This window comes from Nonomuraea sp. NPDC051941, from assembly GCF_044593615.1.
This window is the reverse complement of the sequence record NZ_JBIUCF010000006.1, coordinates 127,826-147,093: the sequence shown is the minus strand read 5'-3', so window position 1 is coordinate 147,093 and position 19,268 is coordinate 127,826. Positions and strand designations below refer to the sequence as shown.

Sequence of the window (19,268 nt, the reverse complement as noted above, 5' to 3'; positions counted from 1 at the left end):
CGGCATTGATGCCTGCCATCGGCTCAGCGGAGTGTGGCGGCACTCAATCACCCAGCAACGGAGGGCCGACACCATGCACGTCCTCAGATCCGGCGCAGCCGTGCCGCTCGGCGCGTACCCAATCGGCCAGTCCGAGCCGACCAGCGGCTTCACCCCCGGCCACCTTGCCGTCGTGGCCCTGAGTGGGCCCGACAACGTCGGCAAGACCACACACGCCCGCCTCCTGCAACACCGGACCGGCGCCCGCAGCCTCGGCCCGCTGGACGACTACGACCGCCGCTGGCAGCACGCCAAACGCAACGGCCTGCCCGATTGGTGGTTCGGCACCGCGCCGATCGAAGAGGTCACAGACGTGCTGGCCTGCTCCTACCTCGCCCGCTCCGCCGCCGCCCAGAGCGGTCCGCCCGCCCCGCTGATCCTCATCGACCGCGGCATGACCATGCTCGTGGCCTCTGTCGCTGCCACCATCGCCGTCCGCGAACACACGCGCACCGAACTCGCCGCCGAGCGCGCTCACCTCCTGCTCGCCCCTTACGCGTCGGCCATCGCCCACGCCCAGCAAGCCGAGCACGAAATCCTGCTTCTGCACCACGCCGCCCCCCGCGAAGGCGCCCGGATGGCACTGTCACGGGAGCCCGCGATCACCCCCGTCTACCGCCGCTACCAGCACGCCCTCAACGAGCACCTCGCCAAACTCCCCCCGGGCGACGCAATCGTGACCGGTGTACACCCCATCCTCGCCGTGCACGCAGACATCTGTACCACGCTCACCCGCCCGGCCGTCCTGGCACCCACGATCAATGATCGGTGGATCATCGCGCTCGGCGGCCTGTCGGAATGCGGCAAGTCCACCGCAGGCCGCCATCTCCAGCACGAGCACGGCGTCAGCCGCCTGAAGATCGGCTACCTGCTCGACCTCGCCGCCGCCCGCCACCGGCTCACCGACATCTACGCCCTCCCCATCGCCGAGCAAGCCGAACTGCTGGCGCTGGAACTCGACGCCTACGCGCACGCCCACCACTACCAGCAGACGTTCAGCATCGAAAGCCTCCACAGCCACGACCTGGCCACCGAACTGCGCAAGCTCCTCGGCGACAGCCTCACCACGGTCTACCTCGACGCCGACCCGACTGTGCGCGCCACACGCGGCACCCTCGGCCCAGACGACGTCACCGAACGCGACCGCATCAAACGCGCCCGCGGCGCCGACCGCGTCCGCGACATCGCCCAGCACGTGATCGACAACAACCGGTCGGTCACCGAACTCGGGCACGCCCTGGACCGGCTGATACGCGATCGGCTCTGGCCACGCCGCTCCCCGCGGGTGGTGCTCCCGGCCGAGCTCGGCCTGCCCGATCACCTCACCGGCTTCCTCGACTACATAGTGGCCGCACTCACCCGGCCAGACGACACAGTCCGCCTGATCGCGGTCACCGGCTCTGGTGCCCGCGGAAAGTATCTGGACGGCTGGTCCGATCTGGACGTGCTCATCGTGGCCGACCCGCCGGCACTGCCCGCCATCGGCGCGGCTCTCCGGCAGGCCCGTGGGCGCCTCGCTGGCGTCAAGCTGGGGCTGACCGTGCTCGCTCCCGCTGAATGCCAGGCCGGCGCGCTCACGTCCCGCCTGCTGTACACGCTCGCCCAGATCGCCGACGGCGCGCTCCCCGCGATCTGGGCCGCCCCCGGGTTCACCGTGCCGCATCCGGACCCGGCCACCGTGACGGCGCGCACCTGGCGGGACGGGGCGACGGCGGCTATGGACCTGCGGCGGCTCCTTCTGCGCGAACCCATCGACGTGCGCGCGGTGTACAAGGTGGCCGCGCTGCTGGCGAAGATCGTGCTGCGGTGCGAGGGGGAGCTGCACGCCGCCGACAGCGACGCCCTGGTCGCGTTCGCCAAACTCGCCGGCGACCTGCCCGAGGCCCCATCCGACCCGCGGTTCGGCGCGGCCGAGCAGGTCACCGCGATGGCCGAACAGGTGCTGGCGTGGTGGCTGGCCAGCCTGGAGTCGGCAGTATGACCGCGATGATCCAGGACGCGCCCGGCAGCTTCCACCACCACGATGACGGCACCTTCCGCAAGAGCATGCCAGCGGCGCTGGCCCAAGCTGAGGCGCGCGGCCATGCGGCAGTACGCGGCCATCTTCCGGCCGCCGTCCTTCTCGGCACCACCGTAGACCCCGACGGCCGGCACACCCTGATCTATCAGGACGTGTTCGCCGACGGCCGCTGCACCGCTCTCCTTGCCGACCTCATCACCCGCGCCGACGCCGACCCCAGTCAGGTTCCCGCCGTCACCGCCCTCATGGACGCGGCCTGTGACAGCATCCTGCTGGCCGCCGAGCGCACCGGCGAACCAGCTCCGATCGGCTCGTGCCAACCCGGCCTGTATGCCAGACGGCTACGCCCAGGCGGACGGCTGGACCGCTGGTACGGTGCGGAGCCCCCGCTGACCGTCGTCACCGGCGAGTCGACCGTCGACATCGACTTCCTCCGCCTGTTCGCCCAGCTCCGCGAGCAACTGGCCCCGGCCACGGTGACAGCTACGGCGCTCACTCAAGGCGACCCGACTGAGCCGAACCTCGCCGCGCCGTTGTGCTGGCTGGACTGCGAACACGCAGGCCGCAATGCCTTGGCCGGAGAGGCGGCCATCCTGCTGTGGTACCTCCTGGCAATGGGCGGCTGGCTCGTGCCGAGGTACAAGCCGCTGACCTACTGGCGGACCGTCCGCACGCCCGGCCCGGCATGGCCCCCAGCGCTGACCCACTTGCGCACCGGACAAGGCCGACTGGAGGTCAGCGGCAACCTGCAGGTGAGCGCGGGACGCCACGCGGCAATCGCCACCCTGACGCGGCGCCTGCACGGCGACCTTGGTGCACTCGTCGCGGCCGGCGACGATCCGCTGAGCGCCCTCCGCCCATGGCTGGTGCTGCGTATCCTGGGCGTCCTGCCTCTCACTGCCATGGCCCAGGCGGACCGGGCGTTCTGTCTGGCGTTACTGGCCCAGGTGCTGTGCGAGCGCATCCTGCTGAAGGACCTCGCCCGCGTCGAGCCCGGCCCGGTGGCGGTGAACGGCATACAGCCAGCCCGATCGGAGGGACGTTCATGAAGACACGCGTTCGGGGCGTTCTCGTCACGCCGGGCAACGGCGTGTTGACCATTAAACGGGTGCGGCCCGCAATGGCGCCGTACTGGGTGCTTCCCGGAGGTGGCGTGGAGGACAGCGATGCCAGCCTGGAGGAGGCGCTGCTGCGGGAGATACGCGAGGAACTGGCGGGCAAGGCGCGCATCCACTCGCTGATCCACGTGATCGACGGTGCAGAGGAACGTCAGCTCTTCTTCCTTGCCACCATCGAGTCCTGGGATCCGGCGAAGCGGACAGGCCCGGAGTTTGCCGAGCCGGCCAGAGGCGAGTACCTCGTGCAGGAGGTGCCGCTTTCGGCTGCGGGGATCGCGTCGATCGATCTGAAGCCCGAGCAAGTGGCCGAGCTACTGGCCGAACACGGGTCAGGCGTGTTCGAGCTCGCCGACCTGCGGCCGGAGTGGCTCCCCTTCGCACGCTGATCCCGTCGTCGTGCGGCGGCACAACGAGCCTTTGTCGGGTTTCCCCGGGCGCCGCCCTACTGGCGCCTGGGGCAGGCATCATGGAGGCGTGGCTCTCGACCTGCCTGCCGAACTGTGGACTGCGGAGGATGCGGCCCGCGAGCTCCATCCTGAGATGACGGTCGAGCAGGTGCGCGCGCTCGTCGCCTTGGCCGGCCTCCAGCCGATCGGGAAGCGCCCACGAGGGTTCCGCACCTTCCCTCCGTCGCGGCCCCACGTGGGCCGATGGCGTGGTCAACCGGCAGGCGCCCTGCTCCTTGTGTGATCCGGCTAGAAGTCGAACTCTCCCTTGCTCATCCCGTCCCTGAAGGCCGTCCACTCGGAACCGGTGAACACAGAGGAGCCCCGGGATGAGCGCGAGCTGGTATGCCCGGATGGTGTGCGCGGCCGCCTCGATGCCGGGCCAGTCGCGGAACCAATCGGGCCCCGGGTCGACGTGGATCTCCGGAAGCAGCTCCAGCAGTTCGCCGTTGAACCCGAGGACCCGTTCGACTTCTTCGGTGACGTGCTGGTCCCGCCTGCCGCCTACAGCCCTGCACGGCGCCGACTATAACCGTAGGAGTTCAAGTCTTTACTGTAAGTTAATAAGCTCTCGTTCTCGGGCCACGAGCGATGCGTGTGACGGTGACATCGCCGCCATTCCGGATAGTGGCCGTTTAGCCTGGGGGGGCAGGGACACGGGTCCGGCTGAAGCCAGGAGACGCGGATGGCGTTCTTGTCGCGGCTGTTCAAGCGGGGCGATCCGCCGGCCGAGCGGGAGGAAGCGCGTCGGCGGGGGATGCGGGACGCCCGGGAGCATCCTTTGGGCGAGTTCACCGATCCGGAGTTCCAGCCCGCCTACGTCACCGAGGTCCGGGCCCTGGCCCGTGAGCAGGTCACCGAGGTCGATCGGCGGCTGGCGGCCACCCGTACCGCGATCCTGGAGCGGGCGCTGGGGGCGCGCGAGGTGATCTTGCAGGAGCTGGCCAGGAGTGACACCCACCCGGAGCCGTCCCTCGCCAACGGTCACGTCTCTGACGAAGTCGACGAGCAGCAGCCTGACGCGTTCATCTCGATCGCGGAGGCGAGAGCGCGGCGGGCGGAGGCGCGGCGGCGGGCCGTGGTGGAGGAGGCGAACGTCGGCGTGCAGCGGGCCAGGGCCCGCATCGAGCACCTCACCCAGGAGTGGGAGAGCGCGCTGATCGAGCGCGACCACGAGGTGGAGACGGTGCACGCCAGGGCCGAGCAGCTCATCGCCGCGTACAAGGGCGGGGTACTGCGGGCCCATCCGCGCAGGGAGGAGATCCCGTCCTTATGGAAGGGCGAGGTCATCGCGATGGGCGCCACGGGTGAGACCGCCACGGCGGTCTCCGGGCGGGTGGAGATCGCGCGGATCCTGCGGGAGGTCGAGGACCGCATCGAGGTGTGGCACGCCGAGGTGATGCCCCGCGAGTTGCCGGGAGGGGCGCGCCGCCAGCTCTCCCCGCCGCCGCCAGCCGATGCCGGCGTCCCGGAGGACCGCGACGCGGGGGACGCCGGGGACGATCGCGCTTCAGGGAGTGAGCAGGAGGGCATGTGAGGGCCGAGGAGCGTGACGGCGACGACGACGGGGCTCGGGAACGGCGCATCCCGGCGCGCAGGCCGGTGGCGGCTCGAGGAGCGCCCGACCCCGTCGCGGCGTCGGAGGCGTGCAGGCCGGAGGCGGTGGCGAGGGCGCGTGGGGTTGGGGCGGTGCTGGGGGTGATCCTGCTGGTGGCCGCCACCGTGGCGGCGTGCGGGACGGAGGCCAAGGCGGTCTGCGGCGTGATCGTGGACTCGACCAGCTACGCCGACCCCGCCACCTCCAGGAACGACGTCACCTCCAAGCTGCCCGCCTTCGCCCAGGGCTGCGACTGGATCGGGTTCGCGGCCGTCACGGGCAGCTCGGAGAGCAGCACCTGCCGCCAGGACCCGGTCTCCATCGCCGCCACCCAGGCCGAGAACCCCAACGACAACCCCGTGGTCGAGGATCGCGTCAGGGCGCACCGGATCACGGAGGTGGTGCCGAGGGCGGTGAAGCTGTTCGACTGCCCGGCGGAGGGCGAGGGCTCCGACGTGCTGGGAGCCCTGCGGTACGTGGCCAAGCAGCTCGGCGCGCAGCGGCAGCCGGACAAGCCGCACCGGCTCATCGTGTTCAGCGACCTGATCAACAACCGGGGGGACCTGAACATCAACAAGCTGGACCTGAGCGAGGGCGCGCGCAAGCAGAAGATCAAGGAACTGCGGGACGCGCGGCTGCTGCCCGACCTGACCGGGTACTCGGTGGTCGTGCACGGCTTCCTGCGGGAGAAGACGTCGAGCCCCGACCGGTTCCCGCTGCTCGAAGGCTTCTGGAGGGAGTCCTTCGAGGCGTCCGGCGCGAGCACGGTGGATCTGCTCTAGGAGAGCGCGCTCCCTCCGGATACGCAACGTTGACATCAGGTAAAGACTGTGTTGACATCGGCCCAGAGAGCGCTCTCTCTCACAAGGCCCCCACCCCCCATGGAGCAACGATGACAACAGCCCTCCGGCACCGGCGCCGACTGGCGGCGGTGGCCGTGGCGATCGCGGCGCTCAGCGGCCTGCTCGTCAACGTGGCCGTCAGCGCCTCGGCCGCCGTCCCGCCCACCCCGTCCGGCTGGTCGCTGGTCTGGTCGGACGACTTCGACGGCGCCGCCAACACGCTGCCCTCGTCTACCAACTGGATCGTCGACACGGGGCACGCCTACCCCGGCGGCCCGGCCAACTGGGGCACCGGAGAGATCCAGAACTACACGTCCAGCACCTCCAACCTCAGCCTCGACGGCGGCGGCAACCTCCGCATCACGCCGCAGCGCAGCAGCTCGGGCGAGTGGACCTCGGCGCGCATCGAGACCCGGCGGGCCGACTTCAAGCCCGCCGACGGCCGGATCCTGCGCATCGAGGGCCGCATCCAGATGCCGAACGTGACCGGCGACGCCGCGCTGGGCTACTGGCCGGCGTTCTGGGCGCTCGGGGCGCCGTACCGGGGCAATTACTGGAACTGGCCGGGCATCGGCGAGTTCGACATCATGGAGAACGTCAACGGCATCAACGCCGTCTGGGGCGTGCTCCACTGCGGCGTCAACCCGGGCGGGCCGTGCCAGGAGACGACCGGCCTCGGCGCCAACCGCGCCTGCCCCGGATCGACGTGCCAGGCGGCCTTCCACAGCTACCGCTTCGAGTGGGACCGCAGCGTGAGCCCCAACCAGCTGCGGTGGTACGTGGACGGGCAGCAGTTCCACAGCGTGAGCCAGTCGCAGTTCGACGCCGCGACCTGGTCCAACATGACGGGACACGCGGGCTACTTCCTGCTGCTCAACGTGGCCATGGGCGGGGCCTTCCCCAACGCGCTCGGCGGCCAGACACCCACGGCGGCGACCGTGCCGGGGCGGCCGATGCTGGTCGACTACGTGGCGGTGTGGCAGAGCGGCAGCGGCACCCCGCCGACGAACCCGCCCGGGGGCGTGGACGCCCGTTCGACGATCCAGGCCGAGCAGTACCAGGCGCAGTCGGGCACCATCGTCGAGACCACCACGGACACCGGCGGCGGCCAGAACGTCGGGGCGATCGCCAACGGCGACTGGCTCCGGTTCGACGGCGTGAACTTCGGGACTGAGACCGCCCGCCAGTTCAGGGCCAGGGTGGCGTCCGGGGCCGCGGCCGGGGTGAGCGGGCTGGTGCAGGTCCGGCTGGACAGCCCCACCGCCGCTCCCATCGGGGACTTCGCCCTGGCCAACACGGGCGGGTGGCAGAGCTGGCGTACGGTGCCGGCCAACATCTCGGGCGTGACCGGGACACACACTGTGTATCTGACCTTCAGCAGCGGTCAGCCCGCGGACTTCGTCAACGTCAACTGGTTCACGTTCTCGACCAGCTGAGCGCTCGACCAGCTGAGGCTCAGAGGGTCTCGAAGAGGCGCGGGAAGACCTTGGAGACCTTGGACAGCAGGTACTCGCCGTAGGTGCCGGTGAAGTCGACCTGGCCGTCCCAGCGATGGCCGGGGGCGTACGGCAGCGGCGGTACCTCGCTGTCCCAGCCTGGGTCGAAGAAGAACGGGAAGCTCAGGCGCTCGTTGCCGCTGCGGTTGCGCACCCGGTGCGGGGTCGAGCGGTAGTAGCCGCCGGTGAGCTTGTCGAGCATGTCGCCGATGTTGCAGACGAAGGTGTTCTCCAGGGGCGGGGCCTCGATCCAGCCGCGCGGGGTGCGTACCTGGAGGCCGCCGTTGGCGTCCTGGAGGAGGAGGGTCAGCAGGCCGTAGTCGGTGTGCTCGCCGACGCCCCAGATGTCGGGGTCGTCCGGCGGGGCGGGCGGATAATGAAATATCCGGAAAAGCACGGTCGGCTGGGCGGTGTAGCCGGAACGGAAGTAGTCCTCGTCCAGGCCGAGGCTCAGGGCGATCCCCGACATGACAGCCTGGGCGAGCGCGGTCATCGAGCCGAGATGGTCGAGCACGGCGTCGCGGAGCTCGGGCACCTGGGCGGGGAACAGGTTCGGGCCGTGCAGCGGCAGCGGGCCCGGCGGCTCCTCGGCGCCGAAGTAGATGCCCTCCTTCAGGTCGGGCCGCCCCGAGGTCAGCTCGCCGCCGACCGGGAAGAAGCCGCGCCAGGCCTTGCCTCCCCGTTCCATGGAGATCTCGGCCTTGACCTCTTCGGGCAGGGCGAAGAAGCGCCTGCTCGCGGCGTCGAGCCGGCGCGGGAGGTCCGGCGGCACGCCGTGGCCGGAGACGTAGAAGAAGCCGCTGTCCCGGCACGCCTCGCCGATCGCCTCCGCCACGGCACGCTTGGCGGCGGCAGGGTCGGCGGTGAGGTCGGGGTCGGTGGCGAGCAGGGGCGAGACGTCGATCACCGGCAATTCGCTCACACCGTCATTTTGACATCCGCCCGCTCCAGGCGCCCGGTGGCGCACAATCGAAAGCAGGACCCGCGGTAGGAGGCCTGATGCGCTTCATTCGCCGGAAGCAGGACGACGACGTCGAGCCTGGCCAGGTCACCCGCATCACGCCTGCCGTGGCGTACGACGGCGACCTCTACCACCTGCCCGACTGGGCGCGGCGCCGCCACGAGGAGCGCGAGCTCGGCCGGGGGCACGCGGCCGACGGCCAGATCGACACGCTCACGCTCCAGACCGGCAGCGTGCCGCGCTTCCACGAGCTGGAGGACGAGCGGCTGGCCGAGCTGGCCGAGATCGAGGACCGTACCGAGCAGGAGATCCAGCGGGCCCGCGCCGAGTTCGAGTCGCAGAAGATCAGTCTCGCCGAGTCGCAGCGGGCGTTCGGGGAGGCGCGCAAGGCGCTGGACGACAGCCAGCGCCAGGTCACCGAGCTGGAGCAGCCGAGCCGCCGGCCGGGCGACGGGCGGCCCAGCTCCATCGCGATCTCGGGCAGCCGCTGGCCGGTCGTCCGCCGCTGGCTGCCCGCCGCGCTCCTCCTGCTGCTCCTGCTGATCGTCGAGGTGCCCATCCTCTACCAGGTCATCCTCAACTGGGGCGACAGCGTGGCGATGACCGCGCTGCTCGCCGCCGGTGCCGCTCTGATCATGCTGGTGGCGCCGCACATGTACGGTCGCGCGTTCCGGTCGTGGCAGGAGCACGGCAGCCCGGCCAAGGGGCGGTGGCTGCTGGCCGGGGTGGCGCTCGTCTGGCTCGGCCTCATCGTCGCCGTGGCCGTCCTGCGCCGGGACGCCCTGGTCAAGCCACTGGTCGTCGACGGCCAGGACATCGGGCCGACCTCGGAGGGGGTCAGCCAGGTGCCCACCATGATCCTGCTCCTGGCTCTCCTGATCGCCACCGCCCTGATCGCCGCCGACCTGGGGCGGCGCATGCACAACCCCAACGACCAGCGGTTACGGGAGCTGCGGGCCAAGCGTGACGCCGAGGCCCGCGCCTGCGCCGCTGCCCAGGCCGCCTACCAGCGGGACGCCGGGTACGCCGAGAGCATCGCCCAATACCTTCAGGCGGTGGACCGGCGCAGGGCCGGCCGGCTGCGCCAGCTCGACAGCGGCTTCGACAGCCTGGCCACGGCGTACCTGGGAGGCGTGGTGGAGGGCCTCAAGGACCCGGAGGCGGCCAGCTGGGCCGAACGCATCGTCCTCCACCGCCGCACTCGCTCCTGACTCCCGTACCGGTACGAGGGCTCAGCTCGACTCCCTGACCACGAGCCGGGTCGGCAGCACGACGGAGGTGGTGTGGCGGCCCTCCAGCCGCGACAGCAGCAGCCGCGCGACGGCCAGCGCCTGCTCCGCCAGCGGAACCCGCACGGTGGTCAGCCCCGGCGTGGTGGCCGAGGCGGCGTCGATGTCGTCGAAGCCCACGATCGCCAGGTCCTCGGGCACCCGGCGGCCCAGCTCGCGCGCGGTCTGCAGCGCCCCGATGGCGAGCTGGTCGGTGGCGGCGAACACGGCGTCCAGCGCCGGCTCGTCGCCGAGAAGCTGCCGGGCCGCCGCCGCGCCCGAGGCGCGGGTGAGGTCGGCGAGGGCCAGTAACGGCTGCGCGCCCGCCCGCTGCAGCGCCGCCCGGTGCCCGGCCAGGCGGTCCTGGACGGCGACCAGGTCCATCGGGCCGCAGATCATGCCGATGCGGCGGCGCCCGCTCGCGAGGAGGTGCTCGGTGGCGGCGGCCGCGCCGCCGGCGTTGTCCACGTCCACGTACGGCACCAGCGAGGCGACGGCCGGCTTGCCGAGGAGCACGATCGGCACGTCCGTACGCGAGAGCCGCTCGGCCAGCGTGTCGCCCCGGTCGGGCGGCAGCAGCACGACGCCGTCCACCAACCGGGCCTCCGCCTGCTGGACGATGCGCCGGTGGCTCTCGGCCGTGTCGGCCAGCATGAGCGTGATCTGCTTGCCGGCGCCCTCCAGCATGCTGGTGACGTACTGCACGACGGCGGCCGTCAGCGCGTCCCCCTGCCTGGGGACGGACAGGACGAGGGCGATGGCGTTGGTCCGCCGGGTGACCAGGCTGCGGGCGGCGGCGTTGGGTACGTAGCCGAGCTCCTTGACGGCCCGCATCACCGCCGTGCGGACCTCGGGGCTCACCGAAGCCTCGCCGTTGACCACGCGCGAGACGGTGGCGCGGGAGACGCCGGAGCGGGCGGCGACGGTCTCCAGGGTGGGCCGCCTGGGCCGGGTCTCGGTGAGGCCGTTGCGCCGGATGACGTCGCGGTACCACAGCGCGCTGTCCTTCGGCCGCCGTTTCTGGGTGGCGAAATCGACGTGCACGAGGCCGAACTTCCGCTGGTAGCCCTCGGTCCATTCGAAGTTGTCGAGCAGGGTCCAGACGAGATATCCGCGAACGCGGGCGCCGTCCTCGACGGCCGACAGCAGGGCCCGTAGATGCTCCTCGACGAAACTGATGCGTTCGACGTCGTGAATGCCGTCGCCGGTCACCACGTCGACGAAGTCGGCGCCGTTCTCGGTGACCATCAGGTCGAGCTCCGGATATTCCGCGGAAAGGCGCCGCAGCACCAGTGAAAGGCAATTGGGCACGATCGGCCAGCCCATCGCGGTGACCGCCGTCGGAATCGTGCAGAACAGCACCCCCTCGCTTCCCGGATAGGCCGGGGCGGCGGGCTCGCTGGGCTGGGCCTGCACCACGGAAGGCGAGTAGTAATTGATGCCGAGCAGGTCGAGGGGCTGGGCGATGATGTCGAGGTCGCCGTCGCGAATGTGGTCGAGGCCGCCGTTGCGCTCGATGATGGGCAGGATCTCGGCGGGGTACGAGCCGCGCAGCATCGGCTCCAGGAACTGCCGGTTGGCCAGGGCGTCGATCCTGGCCACGGCCTCGGCGTCCTCCTCCGACAGCTGCCTGCCGAAGTCGCTGACCTGGGCGGGCGTCAGGACGGGCGAGATGTTGAGCACCGTCCCGACCCGGGCCGCCCCGCCGGAGCGCAGGGCCTGCGCGGCCAGCCCGTGCGCGAGCATCATGTGGTGGGCGCTCCTGAACGCCTCGGCGGCCGATTTCCGGCCCGGCGCGTGGCTCCCGTCGCCGTATCCCAGGAAAGCCGCCACCCAGGGCTCGTTCAGCGTGAACCAGGTGTCGACCCGGTCACCGAGCCGGCCGTGCACGGCGGCGGCGTAATCCGCGAAACGGCGGGCGGTGTCGCGGGACGGCCAGCCGCCGAGCTCCTCCACCGCCTGCGGCAGATCCCAGTGATAAAGGGTCGCATAAGGCGTGATGCCGGCCGCGAGAAGCTCGTCGAGCAGCCGGTCGTAAAAGTCGAGACCGGCCTCGTTCACCTTGCCCGAGGCGTCGGGGAAAACCCGCGGCCAGCTCACCGAGAACCGGTAGGCGGCCATTCCCAGGTCTTTCATCAACCGCACGTCTTCGGGATAACGGTGGTAATGGTCGCAGGCCTCGGCGCGGTCGGCGGAAAAGACGTCCCAGATGGACGGCCCCCGGCCGCCGGCGGACGTGGCGCCCTCGATTTGAAAGGCCGAGGTAGAGACTCCCCACACGAAACCCTCGGGGAAGCTTGCGGTGCTCATTTTGGCGGAACCCTCCGATGACTGTTTGCCCGCTTAGTCTCCCGCGTGCCGCTCGTCGCGCGCCAGCCTGGCCAGGCGGTATACAGAGCGCGTGGAACTGGATCGGCTCGATCGTGACATCATCGCGGCGCTCGTCGAGGACGCCCGCGCGACCTTCGCGGACATCGGACACCAGGTGGGGCTGAGCGCGTCGGCGGTCAAGCGCCGGGTGGACCGGCTGCGCGAGACGGGGGCGATCACCGGGTTCAGCGCGAGGGTGGCGCCGCAGGCGCTCGGCTGGACGACCGAGGCGTACGTGGAGCTGTTCTGCCAGGGCAAGACCAAGCCGTCGGACATCGCACTGGCCGTGGCGAAGTTCCCCGAGGTGGTGGGGGCGGCCACGATCACGGGCGAGGCGGACGCGCTGCTGCACATCAGGGCCACGGACGTGCGCCACGTGGAGCGGGTGATCGAGCGCATCGCGGCGCAGTCGTTCGTGGTGCGGACCAAGAGCTCCATCGTGCTCTCGCGGCTCGTGGACGCACCTCCCGGCACCTCCGTTCCGGAGCCGCGCAACGGATCCCCTGCCCAGCTCTGAAAGACGCAACAGACCCGCGCGAACACGCAATGCCAAACACTTGGCCTGCATAAACATGCATTCTTAGGCTGTCTCCGTCCCTTCGAAAAGGACATCCACCCATAAACCTCGACGGAGACCTGCATGCCCAAACACTTCCTGATGTGCCGTCCGGACTACTTCACGGTCGAGTACGCGATCAACCCGTGGATGGACCCCGAGGCCGGTGCGGACCGCGACCTGGCGGTCCGGCAGTGGGAGGGCCTGAAGGCGGCGTACGAGGAGCTCGGACACCGGGTGAGCCTGATCGACCCGATCGAGGGGCTGCCCGACATGGTCTTCGCCGCCAACGGCGCGCTGGTCGTGGACGGCCTCGTCTACGGCGCCCGGTTCGCCCACGCCGAGCGCGGCCCCGAGGGACCCGCCTACCTGCGGTGGTTCACCGAGCACGGCTACCCGGCGCGCGAGCCGCTGCACGTCAACGAGGGCGAGGGCGACTTCCTCACGCTCGACGACGTCATCCTGGCCGGCACCGGCTTCCGCACGGACGTGGTGGCGCACCAGGAGGCGCAGGAGTTCCTGGGCCGCCCGGTGATCTCCCTGACGCTGGTGGACCCGCGCTTCTACCACCTGGACACGGCGCTGTTCCCGCTCGACGGGCGCAATGTCGCGTACTACCCGGAGGCGTTCTCCGAGGGCAGCAGGAAGGTGCTGCGCAAGCTGTTCCCGGACGCGGTGATCGCGACCGCCGAGGACGCCGAGGTGCTCGGTTTGAACGCCGTCAGTGACGGCAGGAACGTCGTCATCAACGCCGAGGCCTCGAACCTGCAGCTGGAGCTCAAGCGACGCGGCTACGAGGTCATTCCCGTCGACCTGTCGGAGCTGCGTAAAGCAGGTGGCGGACCCAAGTGCTGCACACTGGAGATCAGGGGGGAGAACTGACCATGACCACCAGCGCAGAGCTCATCGAGATGAGCGAGCGCCGTAGCGCGCACAACTACCATCCGCTTCCCGTCGTGATCCACGAGGCGCACGGCGCCTGGGTCACCGACGTGGAGGGCAAACGATATCTGGACTGCCTGTCCGGCTATTCCTCGCTCAACTTCGGCCACGGCCACCCGAAGATCATTGAGGCGGCCCGCGACCAGCTCGACAACCTGACCCTGACCAGCCGCGCGTTCTATCACGACCAGTTCGCGCAGTTCTGCGCCGGGCTCGGCGACCTCACGGGCAAGGACCTGATCCTGCCCATGAACACCGGCGCCGAGGCCGTCGAGACCGCCATCAAGGTGGCCCGCAAATGGGGCTACGAGGTCAAGGGCGTCGAGCCCGACCAGGCGAACATCATCGTGATGGAAGGCAACTTCCACGGCCGCACCACCACGATCGTGAGCTTCTCCACCGATCCGGAGGCGCACGACAACTTCGGGCCCTACACGCCGGGCTTCCGGCTCGTGCCGTACGGCTCCACCGAGGCGATCAGGCAGGCCGTCGACCCGAACACGGTCGCGGTGCTGGTGGAGCCGATCCAGGGCGAGGCCGGGGTGCTCGTGCCGCCGGACGGGTACCTGAGCGAGATCCGGGAGCTCTGCACCGCGCAGGGGATCCTGATGATCGCCGACGAGGTGCAGTCGGGGCTGGGGCGCACCGGGCAGACGTTCGCGTGCGACTACGAAGGGGTCGTGCCCGACGTCTACGTCCTGGGCAAGGCGCTCGGCGGCGGTGTCGTACCGGTCTCGGCCATCGCCGCGAACCGCGACGTCCTCGGGGTCATCCAGCCCGGCCAGCACGGGTCCACGTTCGGCGGCAACCCGCTGGCGTGCGCGGTGGGCATCGCGGTCATCGAGCTGCTGAACACCGGCGAGTTCCAGGCCAGGGCCGCCAAGCTGGGTGAGGTGCTGCACGCCCGGCTGCGCGAGCTGATCGGCAAGGGGGTCCTGGAGGTGCGCGGGCGCGGGCTGTGGGCCGGCGTGGACATCGACCCGGAGCTCGCGACCGGCCGCGAGGTGTCGAAGGCGCTGATGGCGCGGAGCGTCCTCGCCAAGGACACCCACGGCTCCACGATCCGCCTCGCCCCGCCCATCGTGGTCTCCGAGGAGGACCTGATCTGGGCCGTCAACCAGCTCGCCGACGCGCTCTACGAGCTCAACACCGCCTGACCCGGTTTCAGAAAGCCGACCCGCCCTTCACAGCCGGGCTCGCCGCTCGTGGCCGGGCTTTGCAGGGTTTTTACGGCGGAGCACGGGAGGGCCCAGCCACCGCACGTGGCCGGGCCCTGTCCAGGGAGACGCTTCTCCGGTTCACGGGGCCGGGCGCCGTTACGGCGCCCGGTCACCCGTCTGGGTGGTCATTTGCCGGCCGGGGACGCCTTCGCGGTCGCCGGAGCCGGCTCGTCCGACGGCCCCTCGGTGACCGTCGGCGGCGCGACGGGCCCGTCCGACGGCTCCGCGCTGATCGCCGGCTCCGGCAGCGCGGGGCCGTCCGTCGCCTCCAGCGAGGCCGTCATGGTCGGCACCGGCTCCGTGACGGCCTCGTCGCTCGGCAACTCCGACGGCACGGCCGAGCTTCCCGTGGTGGGCTCGGCGCTGGACGGGGCGCAGAGCGCCTCCCCCTTGTCCGAGGGCGTCGCCTGCGGCAGCACGTCCACCACCGACGTCTTGAGCTGGGCGGTCAGCGCCAGCACGCTCCCCTTGGGAGCCCGGGCGAGCCGGTCGTCCACGACCGTCTCCCGCTCCCCCATGAACACGTGCGTGGCCGGGTCGAAGATGGCCTGCCTGAGGATGCCCTGGGGATCGACCCGCCCGAGCGCCACCCCCTTGCGGCCCGACGAGTCCTCCACCCCCTCGGTCACCTGCACGCCGGGGATCGACTTGGCCGCCTCGAAGAGCGCGTCGCGCTGCGCCTTCGGCAGGTACGTCTCCCTGACCAGGTCCGTCAGGTGGTCGAAGGCGGCCCGGTCGTTCTCGTCGCCCTTGGCTTCGGCCGCCACGGCGGGCATCTTGTAGAGGCGTGCCCGCATCCCGGCGGCGTCCGTCGGCAGCGTGCTCAGGTAGGTGTAGTCGGTGCGGTTCTCGCCCAGCTGGGAGGGGCAGGCCGGCAGCACGTGCCAGTCGGAGCCCTGCCAGTTCTTGGCGTCCGCCGGCAGCTGCTCGCCCGGCCACGGCTGGGGCTCGCGGCCCTCGATCAGCAGCAGGCCGTTCGCGCTCCCGTCCACCGACTGCCAGATCTTCCTGTGGGTCCGGTAGAGGTGGCGGGTGGTCTCGCCGCTCTGTCCGGCCGACATCGACCTGTACATGGTGTCGGACTCGATCAGGATGAACTGGCCGGGACGGGGAGCGAGTTCGTCGGACGACGACACGGCGGCCGACTGGGTCACCCCCGTGGCGGGGCCGGTGCTCCCGTGGCCCTGGTTCGTCAGGGCCACGGCCACCCCGCCGACCAGCGCGACCGTGACCCCGAACGCGGCCGCGGCCTGCCAGCCGAATCCGGGCAGGCGAAAGCGGCCCCCGCCACGCGCCTCCACCAGCAGCCGTTCCCGCGCCGTGGCCCTCGCCTCGGCCCCGTACGGCGGCACGGCGGGCCGGCCGTCGGCGAACGTGCGGATCTCGTCCTCATCCATGCTGGGGCTCCTCTGCTGCGAAGGGATCGGTGCCGCCGAGAGCCCTGCGCACCTTGACGCGGAGCCTGTGGAGCCTGGACCTGACGGTGCCGACCGGCACGCCGAGCGCGAGCGCCGCGTCCTCGTACGTCAGGTCCGCCCACGCCACGAGCAGCAGCAGGTCGCGCTCGCCCGCGCTGAGCCGGGTGAGCGCCCTGGCCAGTCTGGGCTGGAGCTGCTCGGCGGTCACCCGATCCGCGCTGCGGTCGTCGAAGCTGCCGGGGCGCTCCACGTTCACCTTGGCCATGGCGGCGGTGCGCCGCCGTTCGGCCCTGCGGTGCTGGGCGACGACATTGGTCGCGATGCCGTACAACCATGGCCTGGCATCGGGCCACGAGCGGTCGTAACGCGCCCGCCGGCGGAACGCGACGAGGAACACCTCCCCCGTCACGTCGTCGGCCAGCTCGGTTCCGAGGCGCCGGGCCGCGTACCTGTGGATCTCGTCGGCGTGCCGGTCGAACAGCGCCGCGAAACTCTCCGGGTCGGCCAGCGAATGCCCGATCAGCGTCGAGTCATCCAGCGTCTCAGGCACATCCTGAACACCCACCACTCTGCCGGTCCTCTCTCATGCGGTCACCCTGTTGTTGGCCGCACGCCGGAGGGCGGTTCCACCTTTCTTGCGGCTAGAGGAGGCGCCACACCTCCATCCCCTCCGGAGCCGGCTCCGGGGTGAAGCCCGCGGTCTCCAGCTCCGAGACCAGCCGCTCCCGGGCGGGCCAGTGGTTCGTGAGGACCACCTCGTCCTCGCTGATGGCCACGCCGTGCTGCTTGATCCGGTAGACGAAACGCGTGGTGACGCTCTCCCCCTCGGCCTCCAGCACCTGCCCGGCCACCTCGTACGCGTGCCTGCCGACCTGGTACGACCCCATGACCTCCAGATCGCCCGGCACCGGCGCGGACCGCTCCCGCCAGTTGAACACCAGCCGCCCGCCCGGCTCCAGCTGCCTGGCCAGCACCTCCCACAGCGTGGCCCGCTCCTCCGCGTCGAAGCTCTGCAGGACGGAGATCATCACGACCGCCTCGACCGGCTCGTCCACCTCCACGTCGAGCGCCCCATAAGGCAGCACGGTCACCCGCCGCAGCGTCGCGGGGTCGGACGCCAGGCGGGAGACCAGGACCGAGCGCATGCCCAGCGACGGCTCCAGGGCGTAGATCTCGGCCGGCGTCTCCCTGGCGATCAGCTCGGTGATCAGGCCGGTGCCCGCGCCGATCTCGAGCACGCTCCGCCGCACCCCCTTCAGCAGCAGGGGAAGCAGCTCCCGCACCATTGGGACATGCCCGTCCTCGTGCCAGAGGTCGTAGAACGGCACGGCGGCGGCGTAATCATCCTTGTGCATGCGCTTCAGCGTAGGCGGACGGAGTCGATCGGCCTGACCGCATCGCCGACGGACTCGTACCAGGTGACCTCGTCGGGCAGGGTCAGCGTGGCCACCGCGTTCTGGAACCAGGGCCCCTTCGTGACCCGCCACCTGAACGGCGGCTTCGGGATGCCCGCCAGCCGCGCCAGCAGGCCGCCGACCAGCGTGGCGATGGAGAACTGGGTGAACACGTTGGCCCAGCGGAGCAGGCGGCTGAGCGGGTTGCGGATCGGCGAGCAGACGATCTGGTAGATCTGCCCGGCACCGGCCTTGGCCAGGTAGGAGTAGTGGACGTCGCCCGAGAGGATCAGCACGGGCCGGCCGGCCTTCACCAGCAGCCGGGACAGGTCCTCGAACGAGCGCCGGAACGCCGCCCAGTGCTCCAGGTCGATGCGCTGCCGGAACTTCTCCGACCACCGTCGCGCCGGCCCGCCCCACTTGCCGTCGCACAGGGCCTCGTTCCAGTTCTGCACGCCGTGGACGCCCTCGGGGAGCAGGAACGGGATCGACGAGCCGATGATCAGCCGCTCGGCCGGGGCGGCGACCTGCTCCTCCAGCCAGGCCCACTCCCCCGGGTCGAGCATGCGGCGGTCGCCGGGCGTGAGCTGCCTGGCGCACCTGGTGTCCACCATGATCAGGCGGGCGTTGCCGAGGTCGCGGGCGTAGCTCCAGCGGTTGCTGCTCGGCTCGGCGTCGGCCTTCTCCGCGAACGAGTCCAGGGCCGCGCCGCCGTCGCCGTCCATCAGCTTGCGCAGCAGCGGGTCCTCCGCGCGCTCGGCCGGCGAGAGGTTGCCGAGGTGCTGATAGATCCAGTACGCCCCCAGCCCCGCGACGACGCGGCGCGGCCACCACGGCACGGCGGCCATCTGCTCGCGCCAGGGCTGCGAGGTGTTCCAGTCGTCACGCAGGTCGTGGTCGTCGAAGATCATCGCGGACGGGACGGTGGACAGCAGCCAGCGGATCTCCTCGTCCGTCCAGGCCAGGCGGTAGAGCTCGGCGTACTCCTCGAAGTCGGCGATCTCCCCCTGCGGCTCCGTGCTCCTGCGGGAGCGGATGTATTCGAGCATCGCGGGCGAGGGGTTGTCGGCGTAGACCTGGTCGCCGAGGAGCACCAGCAGGTCCGGCCACTCCTCGTCGTCCGCGGTGGGGAGGTGCTCGCCGTAGGCGCGCAGGACGTCGTCGCCGTGGGTGAGGACGTACGTGGCGTCATGCGGGACGCTGGTGCGGCACGAGCCGAACGCCAGCTTGCGCAGCCCGTCGGCGGGCAGCAGCCGGATCCGGCTCGGCGGGCGACCCGCCAGAGGCCATACCTGCTCCCCGTCGAGCCTCACCGAATACGACCCGATATCCTGGGAGAGTTCAACGAGATCCACGATCGCGTAGTGGTGACCGTGCACGGTGAAGGTAGGCGACCGGTAAGACCTGCCGTCCGCCTCGATGGTGACCGTGCAGGGTTCGGCGGTCTCCACCCAGATCGAGGCGCTGACGGAGTCCACGTATCGCAACATCGGCCCCATCACGAGTGCGGGCATCTCACTCCCCGAGATATTCACGATTCAGCACACTGACCGGACGCAAGCCTGCCAGAGTGGCACGGCC

General features: G+C 70.7%; 16 protein-coding genes. 10 read left to right on the top strand and 6 right to left on the bottom strand.

Features of this window, described 5'->3' with window-relative positions:
- The first annotated feature begins 73 nt into the window (after positions 1-73).
- The 6 genes from ACIHFD_RS13515 (at position 74) to ACIHFD_RS13490 (ending at position 7,498) form a co-directional block, all read left to right on the top strand.
- On the top strand, positions 74-2,020 hold the full coding sequence (locus tag ACIHFD_RS13515; protein WP_397367079.1) for a nucleotidyltransferase domain-containing protein: 1,947 nt from the start codon (positions 74-76) through the stop codon (positions 2,018-2,020).
- Positions 2,017-3,108: a hypothetical protein gene (locus tag ACIHFD_RS13510; RefSeq protein WP_397367078.1), complete on the top strand. Its 1,092-nt coding sequence runs from the start codon at positions 2,017-2,019 to the stop codon at positions 3,106-3,108. The genes ACIHFD_RS13515 and ACIHFD_RS13510 overlap by 4 nt, the downstream gene beginning before the upstream one ends.
- Complete coding sequence (locus tag ACIHFD_RS13505; RefSeq protein WP_397367077.1) at positions 3,105-3,563, top strand: NUDIX domain-containing protein; 459 nt, start codon at positions 3,105-3,107, stop codon at positions 3,561-3,563. Before ACIHFD_RS13510 ends, ACIHFD_RS13505 begins: the two co-directional genes overlap by 4 nt.
- A gap of 745 nt (positions 3,564-4,308) precedes the next feature.
- A complete protein-coding gene (locus tag ACIHFD_RS13500) occupies positions 4,309-5,160 on the top strand; it encodes a hypothetical protein (protein ID WP_397367076.1) in 852 nt (283 codons plus the stop codon).
- Complete coding sequence (locus ACIHFD_RS13495; protein WP_397367075.1) at positions 5,157-6,002, top strand: vWA domain-containing protein; 846 nt, start codon at positions 5,157-5,159, stop codon at positions 6,000-6,002. The genes ACIHFD_RS13500 and ACIHFD_RS13495 overlap by 4 nt, the downstream gene beginning before the upstream one ends.
- Before the next feature lie 110 nt (positions 6,003-6,112).
- Positions 6,113-7,498, top strand: coding sequence for a glycoside hydrolase family 16 protein (locus tag ACIHFD_RS13490; protein ID WP_397367074.1), 1,386 nt, complete (start codon positions 6,113-6,115; stop codon positions 7,496-7,498).
- A 19-nt stretch (positions 7,499-7,517) separates the two neighbouring features.
- Here ACIHFD_RS13490 and ACIHFD_RS13485 read toward each other — a convergent pair whose 3' ends face one another.
- Positions 7,518-8,480, bottom strand: coding sequence for an isopenicillin N synthase family dioxygenase (locus ACIHFD_RS13485; protein WP_397367073.1), 963 nt, complete (start codon positions 8,478-8,480; stop codon positions 7,518-7,520).
- A 77-nt stretch (positions 8,481-8,557) separates the two neighbouring features.
- Here ACIHFD_RS13485 and ACIHFD_RS13480 point away from each other — a divergent pair, with 77 nt between their 5' ends.
- On the top strand, positions 8,558-9,730 hold the full coding sequence (locus ACIHFD_RS13480; RefSeq protein ID WP_397367072.1) for a hypothetical protein: 1,173 nt from the start codon (positions 8,558-8,560) through the stop codon (positions 9,728-9,730).
- A 21-nt stretch (positions 9,731-9,751) separates the two neighbouring features.
- On the opposite strand, the gene ACIHFD_RS13475 is transcribed toward ACIHFD_RS13480, so the two are convergent.
- A complete protein-coding gene (locus tag ACIHFD_RS13475) occupies positions 9,752-12,097 on the bottom strand; it encodes a GH1 family beta-glucosidase (protein WP_397367071.1) in 2,346 nt (781 codons plus the stop codon).
- A gap of 91 nt (positions 12,098-12,188) precedes the next feature.
- Here ACIHFD_RS13475 and ACIHFD_RS13470 point away from each other — a divergent pair, with 91 nt between their 5' ends.
- The 3 genes from ACIHFD_RS13470 (at position 12,189) to rocD (ending at position 14,812) form a co-directional block, all read left to right on the top strand.
- On the top strand, positions 12,189-12,674 hold the full coding sequence (locus ACIHFD_RS13470; protein WP_355201945.1) for an Lrp/AsnC family transcriptional regulator: 486 nt from the start codon (positions 12,189-12,191) through the stop codon (positions 12,672-12,674).
- Positions 12,675-12,797: 123 nt separating this feature from the next.
- Entirely contained in the window at positions 12,798-13,595 is a 798-nt protein-coding gene (gene ddaH / locus ACIHFD_RS13465) for a dimethylargininase (RefSeq protein ID WP_397367069.1), read from the top strand.
- Positions 13,596-13,597: 2 nt separating this feature from the next.
- Positions 13,598-14,812, top strand: coding sequence for an ornithine--oxo-acid transaminase (gene rocD / locus ACIHFD_RS13460; protein WP_364239944.1), 1,215 nt, complete (start codon positions 13,598-13,600; stop codon positions 14,810-14,812).
- A gap of 188 nt (positions 14,813-15,000) precedes the next feature.
- Here rocD and ACIHFD_RS13455 read toward each other — a convergent pair whose 3' ends face one another.
- From ACIHFD_RS13455 to ACIHFD_RS13440, 4 genes are all read right to left on the bottom strand, one after another.
- Positions 15,001-16,272 carry a CU044_5270 family protein gene (locus tag ACIHFD_RS13455; RefSeq protein WP_397367068.1) on the bottom strand — a complete coding sequence of 424 codons (1,272 nt, stop codon included), beginning with the start codon at positions 16,270-16,272 and terminating at the stop codon, positions 15,001-15,003.
- Positions 16,265-16,843, bottom strand: coding sequence for an RNA polymerase sigma factor (locus tag ACIHFD_RS13450; protein WP_350725021.1), 579 nt, complete (start codon positions 16,841-16,843; stop codon positions 16,265-16,267). The genes ACIHFD_RS13455 and ACIHFD_RS13450 overlap by 8 nt, the downstream gene beginning before the upstream one ends.
- A gap of 91 nt (positions 16,844-16,934) precedes the next feature.
- Entirely contained in the window at positions 16,935-17,648 is a 714-nt protein-coding gene (locus ACIHFD_RS13445) for a class I SAM-dependent methyltransferase (protein WP_397367067.1), read from the bottom strand.
- A 5-nt stretch (positions 17,649-17,653) separates the two neighbouring features.
- Entirely contained in the window at positions 17,654-19,201 is a 1,548-nt protein-coding gene (locus ACIHFD_RS13440) for an alkaline phosphatase D family protein (RefSeq protein ID WP_363967393.1), read from the bottom strand.
- Positions 19,202-19,268 lie beyond the last annotated feature (67 nt).

Bases quoted from the DNA above. Each gene is read 5' to 3' on its own strand.
- ACIHFD_RS13480 (WP_397367072.1), top strand. From the start codon at position 8,558: ATGCGCTTCATTCGCCGGAAGCAGGACGACGACGTCGAGCCTGGCCAG.
- ACIHFD_RS13515 (WP_397367079.1), top strand. From the start codon at position 74: ATGCACGTCCTCAGATCCGGCGCAGCCGTGCCGCTCGGCGCGTACCCA.
- ddaH (WP_397367069.1), top strand. From the start codon at position 12,798: ATGCCCAAACACTTCCTGATGTGCCGTCCGGACTACTTCACGGTCGAG.
- ACIHFD_RS13440 (WP_363967393.1), bottom strand. From the start codon at position 19,201: ATGCCCGCACTCGTGATGGGGCCGATGTTGCGATACGTGGACTCCGTC.
- ACIHFD_RS13475 (WP_397367071.1), bottom strand. From the start codon at position 12,097: ATGAGCACCGCAAGCTTCCCCGAGGGTTTCGTGTGGGGAGTCTCTACC.
- rocD (WP_364239944.1), top strand. From the start codon at position 13,598: ATGACCACCAGCGCAGAGCTCATCGAGATGAGCGAGCGCCGTAGCGCG.
- ACIHFD_RS13510 (WP_397367078.1), top strand. From the start codon at position 2,017: ATGACCGCGATGATCCAGGACGCGCCCGGCAGCTTCCACCACCACGAT.
- ACIHFD_RS13490 (WP_397367074.1), top strand. From the start codon at position 6,113: ATGACAACAGCCCTCCGGCACCGGCGCCGACTGGCGGCGGTGGCCGTG.
- ACIHFD_RS13505 (WP_397367077.1), top strand. From the start codon at position 3,105: ATGAAGACACGCGTTCGGGGCGTTCTCGTCACGCCGGGCAACGGCGTG.
- ACIHFD_RS13455 (WP_397367068.1), bottom strand. From the start codon at position 16,272: ATGGATGAGGACGAGATCCGCACGTTCGCCGACGGCCGGCCCGCCGTG.
- ACIHFD_RS13445 (WP_397367067.1), bottom strand. From the start codon at position 17,648: ATGCACAAGGATGATTACGCCGCCGCCGTGCCGTTCTACGACCTCTGG.
- ACIHFD_RS13500 (WP_397367076.1), top strand. From the start codon at position 4,309: ATGGCGTTCTTGTCGCGGCTGTTCAAGCGGGGCGATCCGCCGGCCGAG.